Raw genomic sequence first — 15,438 nt, 5'->3', positions numbered from 1 at the left:
GACGGCGGTCAGCGGCGCGGATCGATCGCCCGCTTCAGCACAGGCGTGAGCGGGCGCTCTATGCAGCGGTGCAGCACCCACGCGAGCAGCAGCATCAGCCCCACGGTCAGCGGCAGCGTCGCGTACGAGGGCAGCCCTGCGCCGTGGTGCAGCGCCCGCACCACGACCCAGCCCAGATGCTCGTGCACGAGGTAGAAGGGGTAGGTCAGCGCGCCCGCGACGGTCAGCCAGCGCCAGTTCGCCCACCGCAGCTTGCCCAGGGCGACCGCCGCGACCAGCGCGAAGCCGAGGGTGACGACGGCGATGATGCCCGCCGACGAGCGGTAGGAGAAGCCGTCGGCCGACGGCGCGTGCCACAGTCTGGCGACCGCGTAATGCTGCCCGATCAGCCAGCTGACCAGCACTATCGCCCAGGCGACCGGATCGCGGGAGCCATAGCGGTGCAGCAGATACAGGCCGATGCCGCCGATGAAGAACGGGGCGTACTCGGGCATCAGGACGGTGTCGAGGAGCGGCTCGTGCACCGCCTGGGCGACGGCCGCGGCCAGCGTCCAGCCCGCGCAGAAGAGCACCACGCGGCCGCGGGTGGCGCCGGGCAGGACGACACAGAGCGCGAAGAGCGCGTAGAAGCGCATCTCCGCCCACAGTGTCCAGCACACCCCCAGCACCCGGTCCACGCCCAACGGCTGCTGCAGCATGGTCAGGTTGGTCAGTACGTCGCTCGGCGACAGCGCCTTGTAGGCGACCCAGGGGAGCGCGAAGACCGCGGTGACCAAGAGGATCGCGACCCAGTACGCCGGGTAGAGGCGGGAGACCCGCGAGGCGACGAATGCTCGCAGGCTGCGCCCCCAGCCACTCAGGCAGATCACGAAGCCGCTGATCACGAAGAAGATCTGGACGCCCAGACAGCCGTACGCGAACAGCGGTGCCGCGGTGGGGAACTGACCGGCGGGCGAACCGCCCCAGGCCTGCGCTATCTCACCGTCGCGGCCCCCGAAGTGGTACGCGGCGACCATCAGGGCGGCGAGCAGCCGCAGCCCGTCGAGGGCGCGCAGCCGCGACGGACCGTTGCGGCTGCGCCCCCGTATGCCGGGCTGCGGCGCGGGGGTGACGACATCCGGTGCGGCGGGCGGCGCACCGGTCGTCAGCTGGGTGGCGGTCATCCGAACGCGGCCCGCTTCTTCAGCTGCCGCTGCACCGCACGCGCCCGGCGCGCGACCCGGCGGACCGTGGCGTTGCGCGGAATGAACGACAGCTGCGACGGGATCGCCCCGGGCAGCGCCAGCGCGGTCAGCCGGCGGCGCTTGAAGTAGCGCCGGGTGTACGGGTCGAGATGCGCCGCGAGATAGCGCTCGGCGGACGGCCGCAGCTGCGGATAGATCTGGTGCTGCATCGCATAGCCGACCGCGGCGACCAGGCCCTCGACGCCGTCGGCGGCGGAGTGGGCGCGGGGACGCTCGCTGAGGTCCCCCAGGTCGGGCACGAGCGCGTCCACGAGGGTGACCGGCATCCGGTTGCTGTTCTGGTACGGCGTCAGCCGCTCCAGCAGCAGCCCGGTGCCGGTCCGCGCCGTCGGCAGCCCGTAGAAGGTGGCCGCCGTCAGCAGCGCGGTGGAGAAGCAGCCGACGACCAGCGCGGGCCGCATCCGCTGGTAGAGCACCTCGGCCAGCACCGGGGTGTCCAGCACGGTCAGCGCGATGTGCAGCTTCTCGGCCTCCCGCTCCAGCAGCCGCGACCAGCGGGCCGGGGCGGACGGGTGCGGCTTGAAGACGATCTCGCGGTGGCCGCGCTCGACGGCGCCGCGCACCATCCGCACATGCAGCTCCTCCTCCTCCTCGGGAGTGAGGATGCCCAGCGCGGAGAGGTACTGGCCGAGCAGCAGCGCACCGCCCTCCGGGACCGCCACCTCGCCACTGGTGTCGGAGAGTTCGGACAGCACCTTGGTGAAGGCCTCCGTCGGCACGGTCTGCGACGGGACGTCGAACTCGGTGAGCAGCAGCGGCGTCAGGCCCGGCACCAGGTCCAGGTGCAGCAGCCGGCTGATCCGGGTGCCGATCAGCGGGTCGAGCTTGTTGCGGGTGGGGCCGTAGCTCATCAGGCCGTCGGCGTAGACCTCGACCGGCGCGTCGGGGAACAGCTGGGCCAGCGCCAGCGCCGGGTTGACCTGGATGGACTCCACGACCAGCTCGACGTGGTCATCGCCCAGGCCCCACAGCAGCCGCAGATGCCGCTCCCACAGTGGGACGTCGTCCGCGCGCGGCGACCAGCCGCCGGGGTGGAACGGGCTGATCGTCTCGTTCCACGACAGCACCCGGTCGAAGCGGCCGCGCAGCCGCTCGAAGCCGGGCATGGTGTCCAGCGGCGCGGCGGTCTCCGGATTCGTCGCGTTGTTGCTGATCAGCAGCAGCCGGCGCCCGGCCGGGGCGAAGCAGTCGGAGTCCAGCGCGGCGGCGAGCGTGGCCGCGCCGTAGAGCGTGGACGCCAGGAAGATCTGGGTACGGGGTCGGGTGGACATCAGGCGGCGACCTCCGCCGGGGACGGGCGACGGCGCAGCCGCCGCAGCCGGGACGCACGCTGCACATCCATCGAATCCAGGGCTTCCTTCAGTACGTCCTGCGGCATGCGTTTCATGGCCGCGGCACTCATCGTTCGCAATTTACGGGCGACCTGCGGTTCGAACCGTTCGATCGAACCGAGGTGGTGGGAAATGATCGCGCAATACGTGCGCACCGCTTTCGGCAGCAGAAGTGCGGCATCGCGGTCCTGCGCCGTTTCCTCGATCACCTGATCGAAGGCGCGAATGAAGTCCAATTGCCGCACATCACCGATCTGGGTCAGGGAAGAGGCCACCCCGCGCCGGTAGAAAACGCCGAGGAGTCCGACCACCGCCATGGATTTCGCCTCGCGGTGCAGCCGCCAGATCCACGGGCGGTCCTCCGCGGTGCGCAGCCCGTCCCGGAAATGCAGCACCCCCTCGTCCAGCAGCCGCCGGTGGTACATCCCGGCCCAGGCGTACGCGTAGTCGACCGAGGTGGAGCGGTCGGCGGGCAGGATCACCTCGCGCGGGTCCATCACCACCCCGCGCCGGCCGTGCGGGACCCGGTGCACGCTGCGTGCGCGGTTGGTGCACTGGACATGGTCGGTGCGGACGAAGTCGCACCCCAACTCCTCCATCATGGAGAGCAGTTGGGGGTAATAGCCGGGGGCGAGCCAGTCGTCGCCGTCCAGGAAGGTGACGTATTCGCCGCGGGCCTCGTCCAGGCCGGTGTTGCGGGCGGTGGCCAGGCCGCCGTTCTGCGCGTGCCGCAGCACTCTGGCGCCCGGCAGCTCGCGTTCGGCGCGCGCGAGGATCTCCGGGGTCTCGTCGCGCGAACAGTCGTCGACGAGCAGGAATTCAAAATCCTCGCGCGCATTGGCCGCCAGGCTTTTCAGGGTGTCGGGCGCGTATGTCTGCACGTTGTAGAACGGCACGATGACGGAGAGCTTAACCACCCTCATGACGCTAGGTGCGCAGACGGCATTCGTCTTTACCGGGTGCGGACCTCAAGGTGAACGAAGAATGGCGGGATGGTTAACCAGGCCGCTTATCGGGCCGGTTCGCCATTCGTCGACCCGCTGTTAACCCTTTGTTGCGGCCCAGTTGGCCCGTCCAACGGAATGCCTTCCTAGCGTCTTGGACGTGCCATCACGTACCTACTCTTCGCCGCGGGTCGCCGTACTCGCCGACTCGGACACCCGGTGGAAATGGGGCGCTTTGACAGCGTACCGAATCCAATCGGACATCCGGCTCGACGGCTACCTCCTCCGCGGCCGCGCCACTCCCACGGTCCGCCAGCTCGACGAGGTCGGCGCCCGTGCGGACTCGCTGCGCGAAATCAGGGGCGTCGACTTCGTCCGGTCCATCGACCGTACGCGCTACGACGTCGTCGTGCTGGCCTGCGTCGGCGGAGCGGTGCAGGCCATGCTGCACGGCCTCGCCCGCGCCTGGCGCACCGCGGAGACCCGCCCCGTCGTCGTCACCGGCTATGTCGGGGTCGTCTACGAGAAGCTCGCCGACGGGCTGCTGCTGCGGCACGGCGCGGATGTGGTCCTCGCCAACTCCCGGCACGACGCGGACCGGTTCCGCGAGGTGTACCGCGGGGTCGGCGCCGACGACGACAGCGTCGTCGAATGCGCCCTGCCGTTCCTCGGCGGCGCGCGCTACACCGGCGCGCACACCCCGTACACCGTGGTCTTCGCCGCCCAGCCCTCCGTCCCGGAGAGCCGCGCCGACCGCGGCTACCTGCTGCGCCGGGCCGTCGAGCACGCCCGCCGGCACCCGGACCGGGAGGTGCTGATCAAGCTCCGCAGCAAGCCGGGCGAGCACACCACCCACATCGAGGAACTGCCCTACCAGAAGCTCGCCGCCAAGGCCCCCGGCGGACTGCCCGCCAACTGCCGCCTGGTGTACGGCAACATGGGCGAGGTCCTGGACCGCACCGACCTGCTGGTGACGGTCAGCTCGACCGCCGCCCTGGAGTCGCTGCACCGCGGCATCCCCACCGCCGTCCTCACCGACCTCGGCATCCGCGAGGTCCTCGGCAACCACCACTTCCTCGGCTCCGGCTGCCTGGCCTCCTGGGACGAGCTGGACGCCGGACACCGCCCCGAGCCCGACGCCCGGTGGCTCGCCCGCCAGGGCGTCGCCGCCGACGGTGACTACGAGCAGGCCTTCGACCCGGCCCGCGCCCGGGTCACCGCGCTGCGCACCGCCGACCGGCTGCCGCCGCTCACCCCGTACTACACAGCCCGCACCGCCCCCGGCTACCTCCCCGGCCTCCTCGCCCGGCACGGCCTGGACCCGCACGGTGAGCCGGTCGCCGGCCACGCGGACGCCCCCGAGGAGACCGGCGGACTGCGCCGGGTCGCCCGCGAGACGGTCCGCGAGGCCGCCCGCGGTGCCTATCGCCACGGCGTCCAGCGCGTGGCCCCCGCCATCCGCCGCTGGGGGCAGCTGTGACCACCCCGGCCAGCTCCCGGAAGGAGCCCGACATGCCGCCGAACCCGCAGAGCAGCCCGCCGACCGTGGTGGCCGTCATCCCCGCCCGCGGCGGATCGAAGGGCGTGCCCGCCAAGAACCTCGCCGCCGTCGGGGGCGTGCCCCTGGTAGCCCGCGCGGTACGGGAATGCCGCGCCGCCCGCCTGGTCACCGACGTCGTGGTCTCCACTGACGACGCCGGGATAGCCGCGGCCGCCCGCGGCGCCGGAGCCGTGGTCGTCCGCCGCCCCGGGGACATCGCCGGTGACACCGCCACCAGCGAGGCCGCCGTGCTGCACGCCCTGGACGCCTACGAGGCCGAGCAGGGCACCGCCGTCGACGCGGTGCTGCTGGTCCAGTGCACCAGCCCGTTCATCGTCCGCGAGGACATCGACGGAGTGGCCGCCGCGGTCGTCGAGGACGGCGCCGACAGCGCGCTGACCGTCGCCCCCTTCCACGGCTTCGTCTGGCGCGACGCCGAGCCGGAGGTCGGCGGGGACGACGCCGACGGCGGCCACGGCGTCAACCACGACAAGTCCTTCCGGCCGCGCCGCCAGGACCGCCCCCAGGACCTGCTGGAGACCGGCGCCGCCTACGCCATGGACGCGGCCGGCTTCCGCGCCTGCGGCCACCGCTTCTTCGGCCGCACCGAACTCGTCCGCACTGACCCGGCCCGGGTGCTGGAGGTCGACGACCCGCACGACCTGGCCCGCGCCCGCGCGCTGGCGCCGCTGCTGGACGCCGAGCGCCCCGGTGCCCTGCCGGCCCTCGACGACATCGACGCCGTCGTCCTCGACTTCGACGGCACCCAGACCGACGACCGGGTGCTGATCGACGCCGACGGACGGGAGATCGTCGCGGTACACCGCGGCGACGGCCTCGGCATCGCCGCGCTGCGCAAGGCGGAGCTGAAGCTGCTGATCCTGTCCTCGGAGACCAACCCGGTCGTCGCCGCACGGGCCCGCAAGCTCCAGGTGCCCGTCCTGCACGGCATCGACCGCAAGGACCTCGCCCTCAAGCAGTGGTGCGAGGAAGCGGGCATCGACCCCGAGCGCGTGCTCTACGTCGGCAACGACGTCAACGACCTCCCGTGCTTCGACCTCGTCGGCTGGCCCGTGGCGGTCGCCGGGGCGCACGACGTGGTGCGCGGCGCGGCCCGCGCGCTCACCGCGACGCCCGGAGGCAGCGGAGCGATCCGAGAGATCGCCGGCTGGCTCCTGGGCCCGTCCCTGTAACCCACCCAGACCCCACCCCCGCACACCCCCTTATCAACGCGAAGGAACCCTCCCCATGAGCAGCAACTCCCGCCTCCGCACCCTCGGCTCCCGCGAGGCCGGCCCCGGCCGCCCCGTCTACGTCACCGGCGAGATCGGCATCAACCACAACGGCGACCTGGAGAACGCGTTCGCGCTGATCGACGCCGCCGCCGACGCCGGCTGCGACGCGGTGAAGTTCCAGAAGCGGACCCCGGAGATCTGCACCCCGCGCGACCAGTGGGACATCGAGCGCGACACCCCCTGGGGCCGGATGACCTACATCGACTACCGCCACCGCGTGGAGTTCGACGAGGACGGCTACCGCGCCATCGACGAGTACTGCAAGAAGCGCGGCATCGCCTGGTTCGCCTCCCCGTGGGACGTCGAGTCCGTCGCCTTCCTGGAGAAGTTCGACGTGCCCTGCTACAAGGTCGCCTCCGCCTCGCTCACCGACGACGACCTGCTGCGCGCCATGCGCGCCACCGGCCGCACCGTCATCCTCTCCACGGGCATGTCCACCCCGAAGCAGATCCGGCACGCCGTCGAGGTCCTGGGCAGCGAGAACATCCTGCTCTGCCACGCCACCAGCACCTACCCGGCCAAGGCCGAGGAGCTCAACCTGCGCATGATCAACACCCTGCAGGAGGAGTACCCCAACGTCCCGATCGGCTACAGCGGCCACGAGACCGGCCTGCAGACCACCCTCGCCGCGGTCGCCCTCGGCGCCACCTTCGTCGAGCGCCACATCACCCTCGACCGCGCCATGTGGGGCTCCGACCAGGCCGCCTCCGTCGAGCCCGGCGGCCTGTCCCGCCTGGTCCGCGACATCCGCACCATCGAGGAGTCCCTCGGTGACGGCGTCAAGAAGGTCTACGAGAGCGAGCTCGGCCCGATGAAGAAGCTGCGCCGCGTCGCCGGTGTCGTCGCCGAGACCGAGGCCGCCGAGCCGGCCGCCGTCTGAGCACCACCGACGAACCGACGGGAGCCATGGTGAGCTCACCTGAAGGGACCCGCGCCGCGCCCATCACGCCCGGCGCCGAGGTTCCGCCCCCGGAGACGACGGGTTCTCCCGCCCGTCGTCTCCGGGGGGTGCCGACGCAGCGCCACCGGACCGCACCCTCCGGTACGCCGGGCGCGGCCGCCCGGGGCACCGGCACCCTCGCGTTCGTCGAGAGCCCGGTGCAGCTGCTGAACGTCCTGGAATGGGCGCACACGGCCCAGGCCACCGGGCTCACCGTCGTCGTGCTCTCCCCGCACGACCCGATGACCCGCGGCCAGCTGCGGCGGATGGCCGAACTCGCCCGCGACGAGGGCCACACGGTGCGCTGGGAGGAGGCCCGCGGCGGTCCGACCGCGCCGATGCGCACCATCGGCGGGCTCACCCCGCTGCTGCGCCGCGCCCGCCGTGTCGTCATCGGCGACCCGTTCTCCCGCTACGTCCAGCTGCTGCTGAGCCTCACCAAGGCACGCGACCTGGTGGTGGTCGACGACGGCACCGCCACCATGGAGTTCATCTCCCAACTCGCCCGCGGCGAACGGCTGGTGCGCTGGCACCGCAACGGCACCGGCCGCGGCGCGCGGGACCTGGTCTTCGCGCCGTTCTCGGCCACCGCCCGCCGCCGGCTCACCCCGGCCCCCGAGGGCGGCCGCCGCACCGTCGGCCTGTTCAGCTCGATGCCCGTCGAGGCACCCCCGGGCGTCGAGGTCACCACCAACGAGTTCGCCTGGACCCGCGGCCGCTTCGGCCCGCCCCGGCTCACCCGCGCCGCCGACATCGTCGGCACCTCGCTGGTGGAGACCGGCGTCGTGGACGCCGACCGCTACCTGGCAGCGGTCCGCACCCTGGCCCGTACGCACGGTGCCACCCGCTACTTCGCGCACCGCAAGGAGAGCACCGAGAAGCTGCGCCGCCTCGTGGCCGAGACCGGCCTGGAGATCGTCCGGCCCGATCTGCCGCTCGAACTGATCGCCCGGCGCGGCCCCATCGGACGGCTGATCGTCAGCTTCCCCTCCACCGTCGTGCACACCCTGCCGCTGGCGCTGCTGGGCACGGAGGTCAAGGTCGCGGTCTGCGACATCGATCCGGAGTGGCTGACCGCCAACGCCTCGCCGCGGGCCCAGGGTTTCCTCGACGGGGTCACCGGCACCGCCCGCGACGTGCAGCGACTGCCGTTCACCGAGCGGATGGCCACCGGATGACGTGGCGCGGGAAGCCCTACTGCATACCCGTCGCATCAACCGTCCATGCGCCGAGCGGCCTAGATTCTCTTCCCCTAACGGGCTGAACTTTTGTTGATCGAAGGACAGTTGCCCCCTGGCGGCCCGTAACCTTCCAGGGGTGAACCACGTGATGTCCCGAGAGGTCAGCGCCGCCCGTACCCCCGCCGGGGACCAGCTCCCCGGCGCCCTTCCCGAGGCGCTGCGCGCCGAACTCAGCGCCTTCCGCCGCGACTTGCACCGGCATCCGGAACTGGGCAACCAGGAGTTCCGGACCACAGCGGCGGTCAAGGAGCGGCTGGAGCGGGCCGGTCTGCGCCCGCGGGTACTGGCCACCGGCACCGGCCTGGTCTGTGACATCGGCACCCGGGACGCCACCGCCGACGGACGGGCCGTCGCGGCCGCCCCCGACCGCCCTCTGCTGGCACTGCGCGCCGACCTCGACGCCCTGCCCATCCCGGACACCAAGACCGTCGACTACGCCTCGACGGTCGCCGGCCGCGCCCACGCCTGCGGCCACGACGTGCACACCGCCGTCGTCCTCGGCGCCGGTCTGGTGCTGGCCGACCTGGCCCGCGCCGGCGCCCTGCCGCGCCCCGTGCGGCTGCTCTTCCAGCCCGCCGAGGAGGTGCTGCCCGGCGGCGCCCCCGACGCGATCGAGTCCGGCGCCCTGGACGGCGTCGGCCGGATCGTCGCCGTGCACTGCGACCCGCGCGTCGACGCCGGCCGGATCGGGCTCCGTACGGGAGCGATCACCTCGGCCTGTGACCGGCTGGAGGTCGAGCTGGACGGCCCCGGCGGCCACACCGCCCGCCCGCACCTGACGACCGACCTGGTCACCGCCGCGTCCCGGGTCGCGCTGGACGTGCCGGCGCTGCTCGCCCGCCGGGTCGACGCCCGCGCCGGCCTCGCCGTCACCTGGGGCCGGCTGGCCTCCGGCCACGCCTGCAACGTCATCCCGCAGCACGCCGAACTCTCCGGCACCGTCCGCTGTCTCGATCTCGACGCCTGGCGGCAGGCCCCGGACCTGGTGCACACGGCGATCGACGAGGTGGCCGCGCTGCACGGCGCGAAGCCGCAGATCACCTACGTCCGCGGGGTGCCGCCGGTGGTCAACGAGCCGGTCACGGTCCAGCTGCTGCACTCCGCGATGGCCGCCCGGCGCGGCGAGGGCGCCATCGAGGACACCGAGCAGTCCCTCGGCGGCGAGGACTTCTCCTGGTACCTCGAACACGTCCCCGGCGCCATGGCCCGCCTCGGCGTCCACCCGCCCGCCGACGCAACGCACCGCGACCTGCACCGCGGCGACTTCGACGTGGACGAGCTGGCGATCAAGGTCGGCGTCGAGCTGTTCACCGGCGCGGCACTCCTCGACGGGGACCTTCCGGACTGAGCACCGGGTGCCCCGGGCGGCGCTCCGCCGCCCCGCCCCGGTCCGTCCTCATATGGCCGCCGCAAATCGCGGTTACCGCCCGTAAGATCCGTATTTCGGCCCGTTCCGGCTGCTTGCCGGGACGGGCCGTGCATATCGCCCTCCCGTGTTACGTCCCGGTGCCCTACGCCTCGAATCGATAACGTCCACGCAGTGGAGGGTTTTGCGCCAGGTCTACGCGCGTTAATCTCCCGACAAGCCAGCGCCAATGGGGGCGCTTAGAGCGAAGGGAAGGCCCCGTGCGTCGGGTCATCAGGATTGCCGCCGCGGCCACCGCCACCGCGGGCCTCGCGCTCACCGCCACCGCGTGCGGTCAGAGCTTTGCCGAGGCCAACCGCGCCACACACGCGGGGGTCGGGCTGGCCTTCGACATCGGCGGCCGGGACGACCACTCGTTCAACGAAGCGGCCGCCCGCGGTGCGGAGAACGCGCACAAGAAGCTGGGCGTCAACGTCAAGATGCTCACCGCCAAGAACGGCGAGACCGAGGCGGACCGCGAGCAGCGGCTCAGCTCCTTCGCCGAGGCCGGCTACAACCCGGTCATCGGCGTCGGCTTCGCCTACAGCCAGTCCGTGCAGAACGTGGCCAAGGACTTCCCCGACACCACCTTCGGTGTCGTGGACGCCGTGCCCGAGGGCAAGAACGTCGACGCGATGGTCTTCGCCGAGCACGAGGGCTCGTATCTGGCGGGCGTCGCGGCCGCGCTGAAGAGCAAGAGCCACAAGGTGGGCTTCATCGGCGGCGTGAACAACGCGCTGATCCAGAAGTTCCAGGCCGGCTTCGAGCAGGGGGTCCGCGACACCGACCCGAAGGCCAAGGTCACCTCGCAGTACCTGTACCCCAACAATGACAAGGGGTTCAACGACCCGGCCGCCGCCAAGGCCAAGGCCGACGGCATGCTCGACAACGGGACCGACGTGATCTACACGGCGGCCGGGCAGTCGGGCGCGGGCACCATCGAGGCGGTCAGCAAGGTCAAGGGCGCCTGGGCGATCGGCGTGGACTCGGACCAGTACCAGCAGCCGGGCCTGGCCCGCTACAAGGACCGGATTCTCACCTCGGTCGTGAAGAACGTCGATGTGGCGGTCTTCGACCTGATCAAGAGTGTCGAGGACAAGAAGCCGCTGACCGGCATCCACGCCTACGACACCAAGCACCAGGGTGTCTCGCTCGCGACCTCGGGCGGCTTCATCAAGGACATCCAGCCGCAGATCGACGCGGCCCGGAAGAAGATCATCGAGGGCAAGGTGAAGGTCAAGGAGACGCCGTAGCCCGGGACCACCGCCGCCCCGGGGCGCCGCAGCGCCGGACCCCGCGGGCGCGGATCACGTCCCTCCTCGGACCTTCCGGTCCCTGACGTTCCGTCCTTTCCGCTCCTTCATCCCTGAGGGGAGTGCGCCATCAACGCAGCATCCACGAGCAGCGGCCCCGCCGTCCCGGACGCCCCCGCTGTAGAACTCCGCGGAATCACCAAAAGGTTCCCCGGCGTCGTGGCCAACCACGACATCCATCTCACCGTGCGCCGCGGCACCGTCCACGCCCTGTGCGGCGAGAACGGTGCCGGCAAGTCCACCCTGATGAAGATCCTCTACGGCATGCAGAAGCCGGACGAGGGCACCATCGCGCTGGGCGGCGAGCAGGTCACCCTGCACACCCCGGGCGACGCCATCGCCCGCGGTATCGGCATGGTGCACCAGCACTTCATGCTGGCCGACAACCTCACCGTCCTGGAGAACACCGTCCTCGGCGCCGAGAAGCTGCACGGCATCGGCGCCGGCGCCCGCGCGAAGATCCAAGAACTCTCGGATGCCTACGGGCTCAACATCCGGCCCGACGTGCTGGTCGAGGACCTCGGGGTCGCCGACCGCCAGCGCGTGGAGATCCTCAAGGTCCTCTACCGCGGCGCCCGCACCCTCATCCTGGACGAGCCGACCGCCGTCCTGGTCCCGCAGGAGGTCGACGCGCTCTTCGACAACCTGCGCGAGCTCAAGTCCGAGGGCCTGACGGTCATCTTCATCTCGCACAAGCTGGGCGAGGTGCTCTCGGTCGCCGACGACATCACCGTCATCCGGCGCGGCACCACCGTGGCCTCGGTCGAACCGTCCGCGACCACCCCCAAGCAGCTGGCCGAGCTGATGGTCGGCAGCGAACTGCCGTCCCCCGAGACCCGCGAATCGACCGTCACCGACGAGGAGATGCTCCGCGTCAGCGACGTGCACCTGTCCGCGACCGACTCCGACGGCGTGGTCCGCACCGTTCTGGACGGCATCTCCCTCACCATCCACAAGGGCGAGGTGCTGGGCGTCGCCGGCGTCGAGGGCAACGGCCAGGCCGAGCTGGTCGAGGCCGTCATGGGCACCCGCCGCCCCGACCACGGCACGATCACCCTGGACGGCACGGACCTGTCCGGAGCCTCCACCCGCGCCCGGCGCGAGGGCGGCATCGGCTACATCCCCGAGGACCGCCACCGCCACGGCCTGCTGCTGGACGCCCCGCTGTGGGAGAACCGCATCCTCGGTCACGTCACCGAGCGCCCCAACAGCAAGGGCAAGCTCCTCGACATCCCCGGCGCCCGCAAGGACACCGAGCGCATCGTCGAGCAGTACGACGTGCGCACCCCCGGCATCGAGGTCACCGCGTCCTCGCTCTCCGGCGGCAACCAGCAGAAGCTGATCGTCGGCCGCGAGATGAGCCACCACCCCAAGCTGCTGATCGCCGCCCACCCCACCCGCGGGGTCGACGTCGGCGCGCAGGCGCAGATCTGGGAACAGATCCGCGAGGCGCGCCGCGAGGGCCTGGCGGTGCTGCTGATCTCCGCCGACCTGGACGAGCTGATCGGGCTGTCCGACACCCTGCGGGTGATGTACCGGGGCCGGCTGGTCGCGGACGCGGACCCCGCCGTCATCACCCCGGAGGAGTTGGGCTCCGCCATGACCGGTGCCGCCAGAGGCCACCTCAGCGCTGCGGAGGACGGAGCGCCGGAAGACGGCACGCCGGCCGACGGCGCGTCGCACGACGCCGGTGAGCAGGAGGGCGACGGACAGTGAGCACCTCCACCAAGAACCCCACCGTGGACGCCATCGCCAAGAGCGCCACCCGCGACAAGGTGATCCTCGCGGTCGCCGCGCCCGTGCTGGCCATCGTCGCCGCGATAGTGATCTCGTCCCTGGTCTTCCTGGCGTCGGGCGAGAACCCGTTCCGCGCCTACGGGATCATGGCCGATTACGGTCACTACAGCGACAGCCAGGTCTGGATCATCAACAAGGCGGTGCCGTACTACCTTTCGGCGCTGGCGGTGGCCATCGGCTTCCGCATGAACCTCTTCAACATCGGCGTCGACGGCCAGTACCGCCTCGCGGCCTTCGCCGCCGCGGCCGTCGGCGGGGCCATCGCCCTCCCCGGCGCGCTCCAGATCATCCTGCTCCTCGTCATCGCGATGCTGGTGGGCGCGGTCTGGTCGGGCATCGCGGGTCTGCTGAAGACCACCCGCGGCGTCAGCGAAGTGATCACCACGATCATGCTGAACGCCATCGCCGCCTCGATCATCGGCTACTTCCTGCAGGACGGCCGCCTCGCCGTCAAGGACGGCAACCTCCTGCACACCAGGTTCCTGCCGGAATCCAGCCACTTCTTCTCCTTCCCGACCCACCCCAAGCCGGTCCTCGGCTTCGTGGTGATCGCGGTGCTGGCCGGCGCGCTGTACTGGTTCGGCATCAACCGCACCCGCTTCGGCTTCGACCTGCGCGCCGTCGGCGCCTCCGAGCCGGCCGCCGAGGCCAGCGGCGTCAGCGTCAAGCGCATGATCATCAGCAGCATGCTGCTGTCCGGCGCCGCGGCCGGTCTGGTCGGGATGCCCACCCTGCTCGGCGAGTCCTTCCAGTACGGCACGGACTTCCCGGCCGGCATCGGCTTCACCGGCATCGCCATCGCGCTGCTCGGCCGCAACCACCCCATCGGCATGGCCTTCGGCGCCCTGCTGTGGGCCTTCCTCGACCGCACCGGCTCCCGGCTGGAGTTCGAGGGCTACGCCCAGGAGATCGTCGGGGTCATCCAGGGCGTCATCGTCCTGTGCGTGGTCATCGCCTACGAGATCGTGCGCCGCTACGGGCTGAGCCTCCAGCAGCGCAAGGTCGGCGAGGAGCTGGCCGTCCTCGCGAACACCGCCGACAAGTCTGACAAGAGCGACAAGCCGGAGGTGTCGGCGTGAGTACGGACCTCAAGACCGCGACCAAGCTCGCGGTCCCCGGAAGGGGCGGCAAGCGCAAGCTGACCTACCCCTGGGTGCTGCTGATCATCGCCATCGGCCTGGTCGCCGTCTCCGCCCTGCGCGCCCTCACCGGCGCCGGTGACCTCACCTCCACCGGCCAGTTCGGCGCCGCGCTGAGCGCCGCCGTGCCGATCGGCCTGGCGGGTCTGGGCGGCCTGTGGTCCGAGCGGGCCGGCGTGGTCAACATCGGCCTCGAAGGCATGATGATGCTCGGCTCGTTCGCGGCCGGCTGGGTAGGCTGGCAGCACGGCCCCTGGGCGGCGGCCGCGGCCGGCGTCATCGGCGGCGCGCTCGGCGGCCTCATCCACGCCGTCGCCACCGTCACCTTCGGCGTCGACCACATCGTCTCCGGCGTCGCGGTCAACATCCTGGCGCTCGGCGCCACCCAGTACCTGGCCACCCTGTGGTTCGGCCAGGAGGGCAGCGCGGCCATGGCGGCCGGCGGCAACGACAAGCAGTCCCCGCCGATGCCCGACATGCCGACGTTCACCGTCCCCGGCCTGTCGGACTGGCTCAACTCCCTGGAGGGCCACCACTGGTTCCTGGTCTCCGACGTCGCCGGCATCCTCGGCGCCGCGGTCACCAACGTCTCCTGGCTGACCCTGCTCACCATCGGCCTGTTCGTCGGCACCTTCTACGTCCTCTGGCGCTCCTCGTTCGGCCTGCGGCTGCGCTCCTGCGGCGAGGCCCCGATCTCCGCCGAGACCCTGGGCGTCAACGTCTACTCGTACAAGTACGCGGCGGTGCTGGTCTCCGGCGCGCTGGCCGGCCTCGGCGGTGCCTTCCTCTCCATCGGGGTGCACTTCTACCAGGACGGCCAGACCGGCGGCCGCGGCTACATCGGTCTCGCCACGATGATCTTCGGTAACTGGCGGCCGGGCGGCGTCGCGATGGGCGCGGGCCTGTTCGGCTTCATGGACGCCATGCAGCTGCGCAGCGGCGGCCCGACCGTCCACGCCCTGCTGCTGGGCCTGGCCGCACTCCTCGCGGTGCTCGCCCTGTTCCGGCTGCGTGCCGCCAAGCGCACCCAGGCCGTGGTCGCCGGCATAGCCGCCGCCGTCCTGGTCATCTGGTACGCCCTGGCCGACACCGTTCCGCTCGAACTGGTCGAGGCGAGCCCCTACATCGCCACCCTGCTGGTACTCGCCCTCTTCTCCCAGCGGCTCCGGCCGCCGAAGGCGAACGGCAAGCCCTACCGCCGAGGACAAGGCACTTGACCCCTTCCCCTCATGCATGAGGGGAATTCCTG

The 15,438-nt window shown here is 71.6% G+C and carries 12 protein-coding genes; 9 read left to right on the top strand and 3 right to left on the bottom strand.

The window, feature by feature from the left end; all coding sequences use genetic code 11:
- Positions 1–8 precede the first annotated feature (8 nt).
- From ACGFN2_RS09455 to ACGFN2_RS09445, 3 genes are read right to left on the bottom strand one after another with little or no spacing between them, the layout of a single operon-like run.
- Positions 9–1,163: an acyltransferase gene (locus ACGFN2_RS09455; RefSeq protein ID WP_362604411.1), complete on the bottom strand. Its 1,155-nt coding sequence runs from the start codon at positions 1,161–1,163 to the stop codon at positions 9–11.
- Positions 1,160–2,515, bottom strand: coding sequence for an alpha-2,8-polysialyltransferase family protein (locus ACGFN2_RS09450; protein WP_393358810.1), 1,356 nt, complete (start codon positions 2,513–2,515; stop codon positions 1,160–1,162). Before ACGFN2_RS09450 ends, ACGFN2_RS09455 begins: the two co-directional genes overlap by 4 nt.
- Positions 2,515–3,492: a glycosyltransferase family 2 protein gene (locus ACGFN2_RS09445; RefSeq protein ID WP_362604407.1), complete on the bottom strand. Its 978-nt coding sequence runs from the start codon at positions 3,490–3,492 to the stop codon at positions 2,515–2,517. The genes ACGFN2_RS09450 and ACGFN2_RS09445 overlap by 1 nt, the downstream gene beginning before the upstream one ends.
- 187 nt (positions 3,493–3,679) lie before the next feature.
- Between ACGFN2_RS09445 and ACGFN2_RS09440 the strand changes: the two genes are divergently transcribed.
- From ACGFN2_RS09440 to ACGFN2_RS09400, 9 genes are all read left to right on the top strand, one after another.
- Positions 3,680–4,999: a DUF6716 putative glycosyltransferase gene (locus ACGFN2_RS09440; protein ID WP_362604405.1), complete on the top strand. Its 1,320-nt coding sequence runs from the start codon at positions 3,680–3,682 to the stop codon at positions 4,997–4,999.
- A gap of 32 nt (positions 5,000–5,031) precedes the next feature.
- Positions 5,032–6,252: a cytidylyltransferase domain-containing protein gene (locus ACGFN2_RS09435; RefSeq protein WP_393358808.1), complete on the top strand. Its 1,221-nt coding sequence runs from the start codon at positions 5,032–5,034 to the stop codon at positions 6,250–6,252.
- A 55-nt stretch (positions 6,253–6,307) separates the two neighbouring features.
- Positions 6,308–7,234, top strand: coding sequence for an N-acetylneuraminate synthase family protein (locus ACGFN2_RS09430; RefSeq protein ID WP_362604401.1), 927 nt, complete (start codon positions 6,308–6,310; stop codon positions 7,232–7,234).
- A gap of 26 nt (positions 7,235–7,260) precedes the next feature.
- On the top strand, positions 7,261–8,472 hold the full coding sequence (locus ACGFN2_RS09425) for a hypothetical protein (RefSeq protein WP_362604399.1): 1,212 nt from the start codon (positions 7,261–7,263) through the stop codon (positions 8,470–8,472).
- Between the two features lie 151 nt (positions 8,473–8,623).
- Positions 8,624–9,883 (top strand): amidohydrolase, encoded by a 1,260-nt coding sequence (locus tag ACGFN2_RS09420; RefSeq protein WP_393359036.1) that lies wholly within the window; start codon positions 8,624–8,626, stop codon positions 9,881–9,883.
- 278 nt (positions 9,884–10,161) lie between these two features.
- Complete coding sequence (locus ACGFN2_RS09415) at positions 10,162–11,193, top strand: BMP family protein (RefSeq protein WP_393358805.1); 1,032 nt, start codon at positions 10,162–10,164, stop codon at positions 11,191–11,193.
- Positions 11,194–11,412: 219 nt separating this feature from the next.
- On the top strand, positions 11,413–12,969 hold the full coding sequence (locus ACGFN2_RS09410; protein WP_393358803.1) for an ABC transporter ATP-binding protein: 1,557 nt from the start codon (positions 11,413–11,415) through the stop codon (positions 12,967–12,969).
- Positions 12,966–14,129, top strand: a complete 1,164-nt coding sequence (locus ACGFN2_RS09405) for an ABC transporter permease (RefSeq protein ID WP_393358801.1) — start codon at positions 12,966–12,968, stop codon at positions 14,127–14,129. Before ACGFN2_RS09410 ends, ACGFN2_RS09405 begins: the two co-directional genes overlap by 4 nt.
- Entirely contained in the window at positions 14,126–15,406 is a 1,281-nt protein-coding gene (locus ACGFN2_RS09400) for an ABC transporter permease (RefSeq protein WP_393358799.1), read from the top strand. Before ACGFN2_RS09405 ends, ACGFN2_RS09400 begins: the two co-directional genes overlap by 4 nt.
- Positions 15,407–15,438: the final 32 nt, after the last annotated feature.

The sequence above is a fragment of the Streptomyces sp. NPDC048612 genome, assembly GCF_043199295.1.
GTDB lineage: Bacteria > Actinomycetota > Actinomycetes > Streptomycetales > Streptomycetaceae > Streptomyces.
This window is presented reverse-complemented; position numbering and strand designations above follow the sequence as displayed.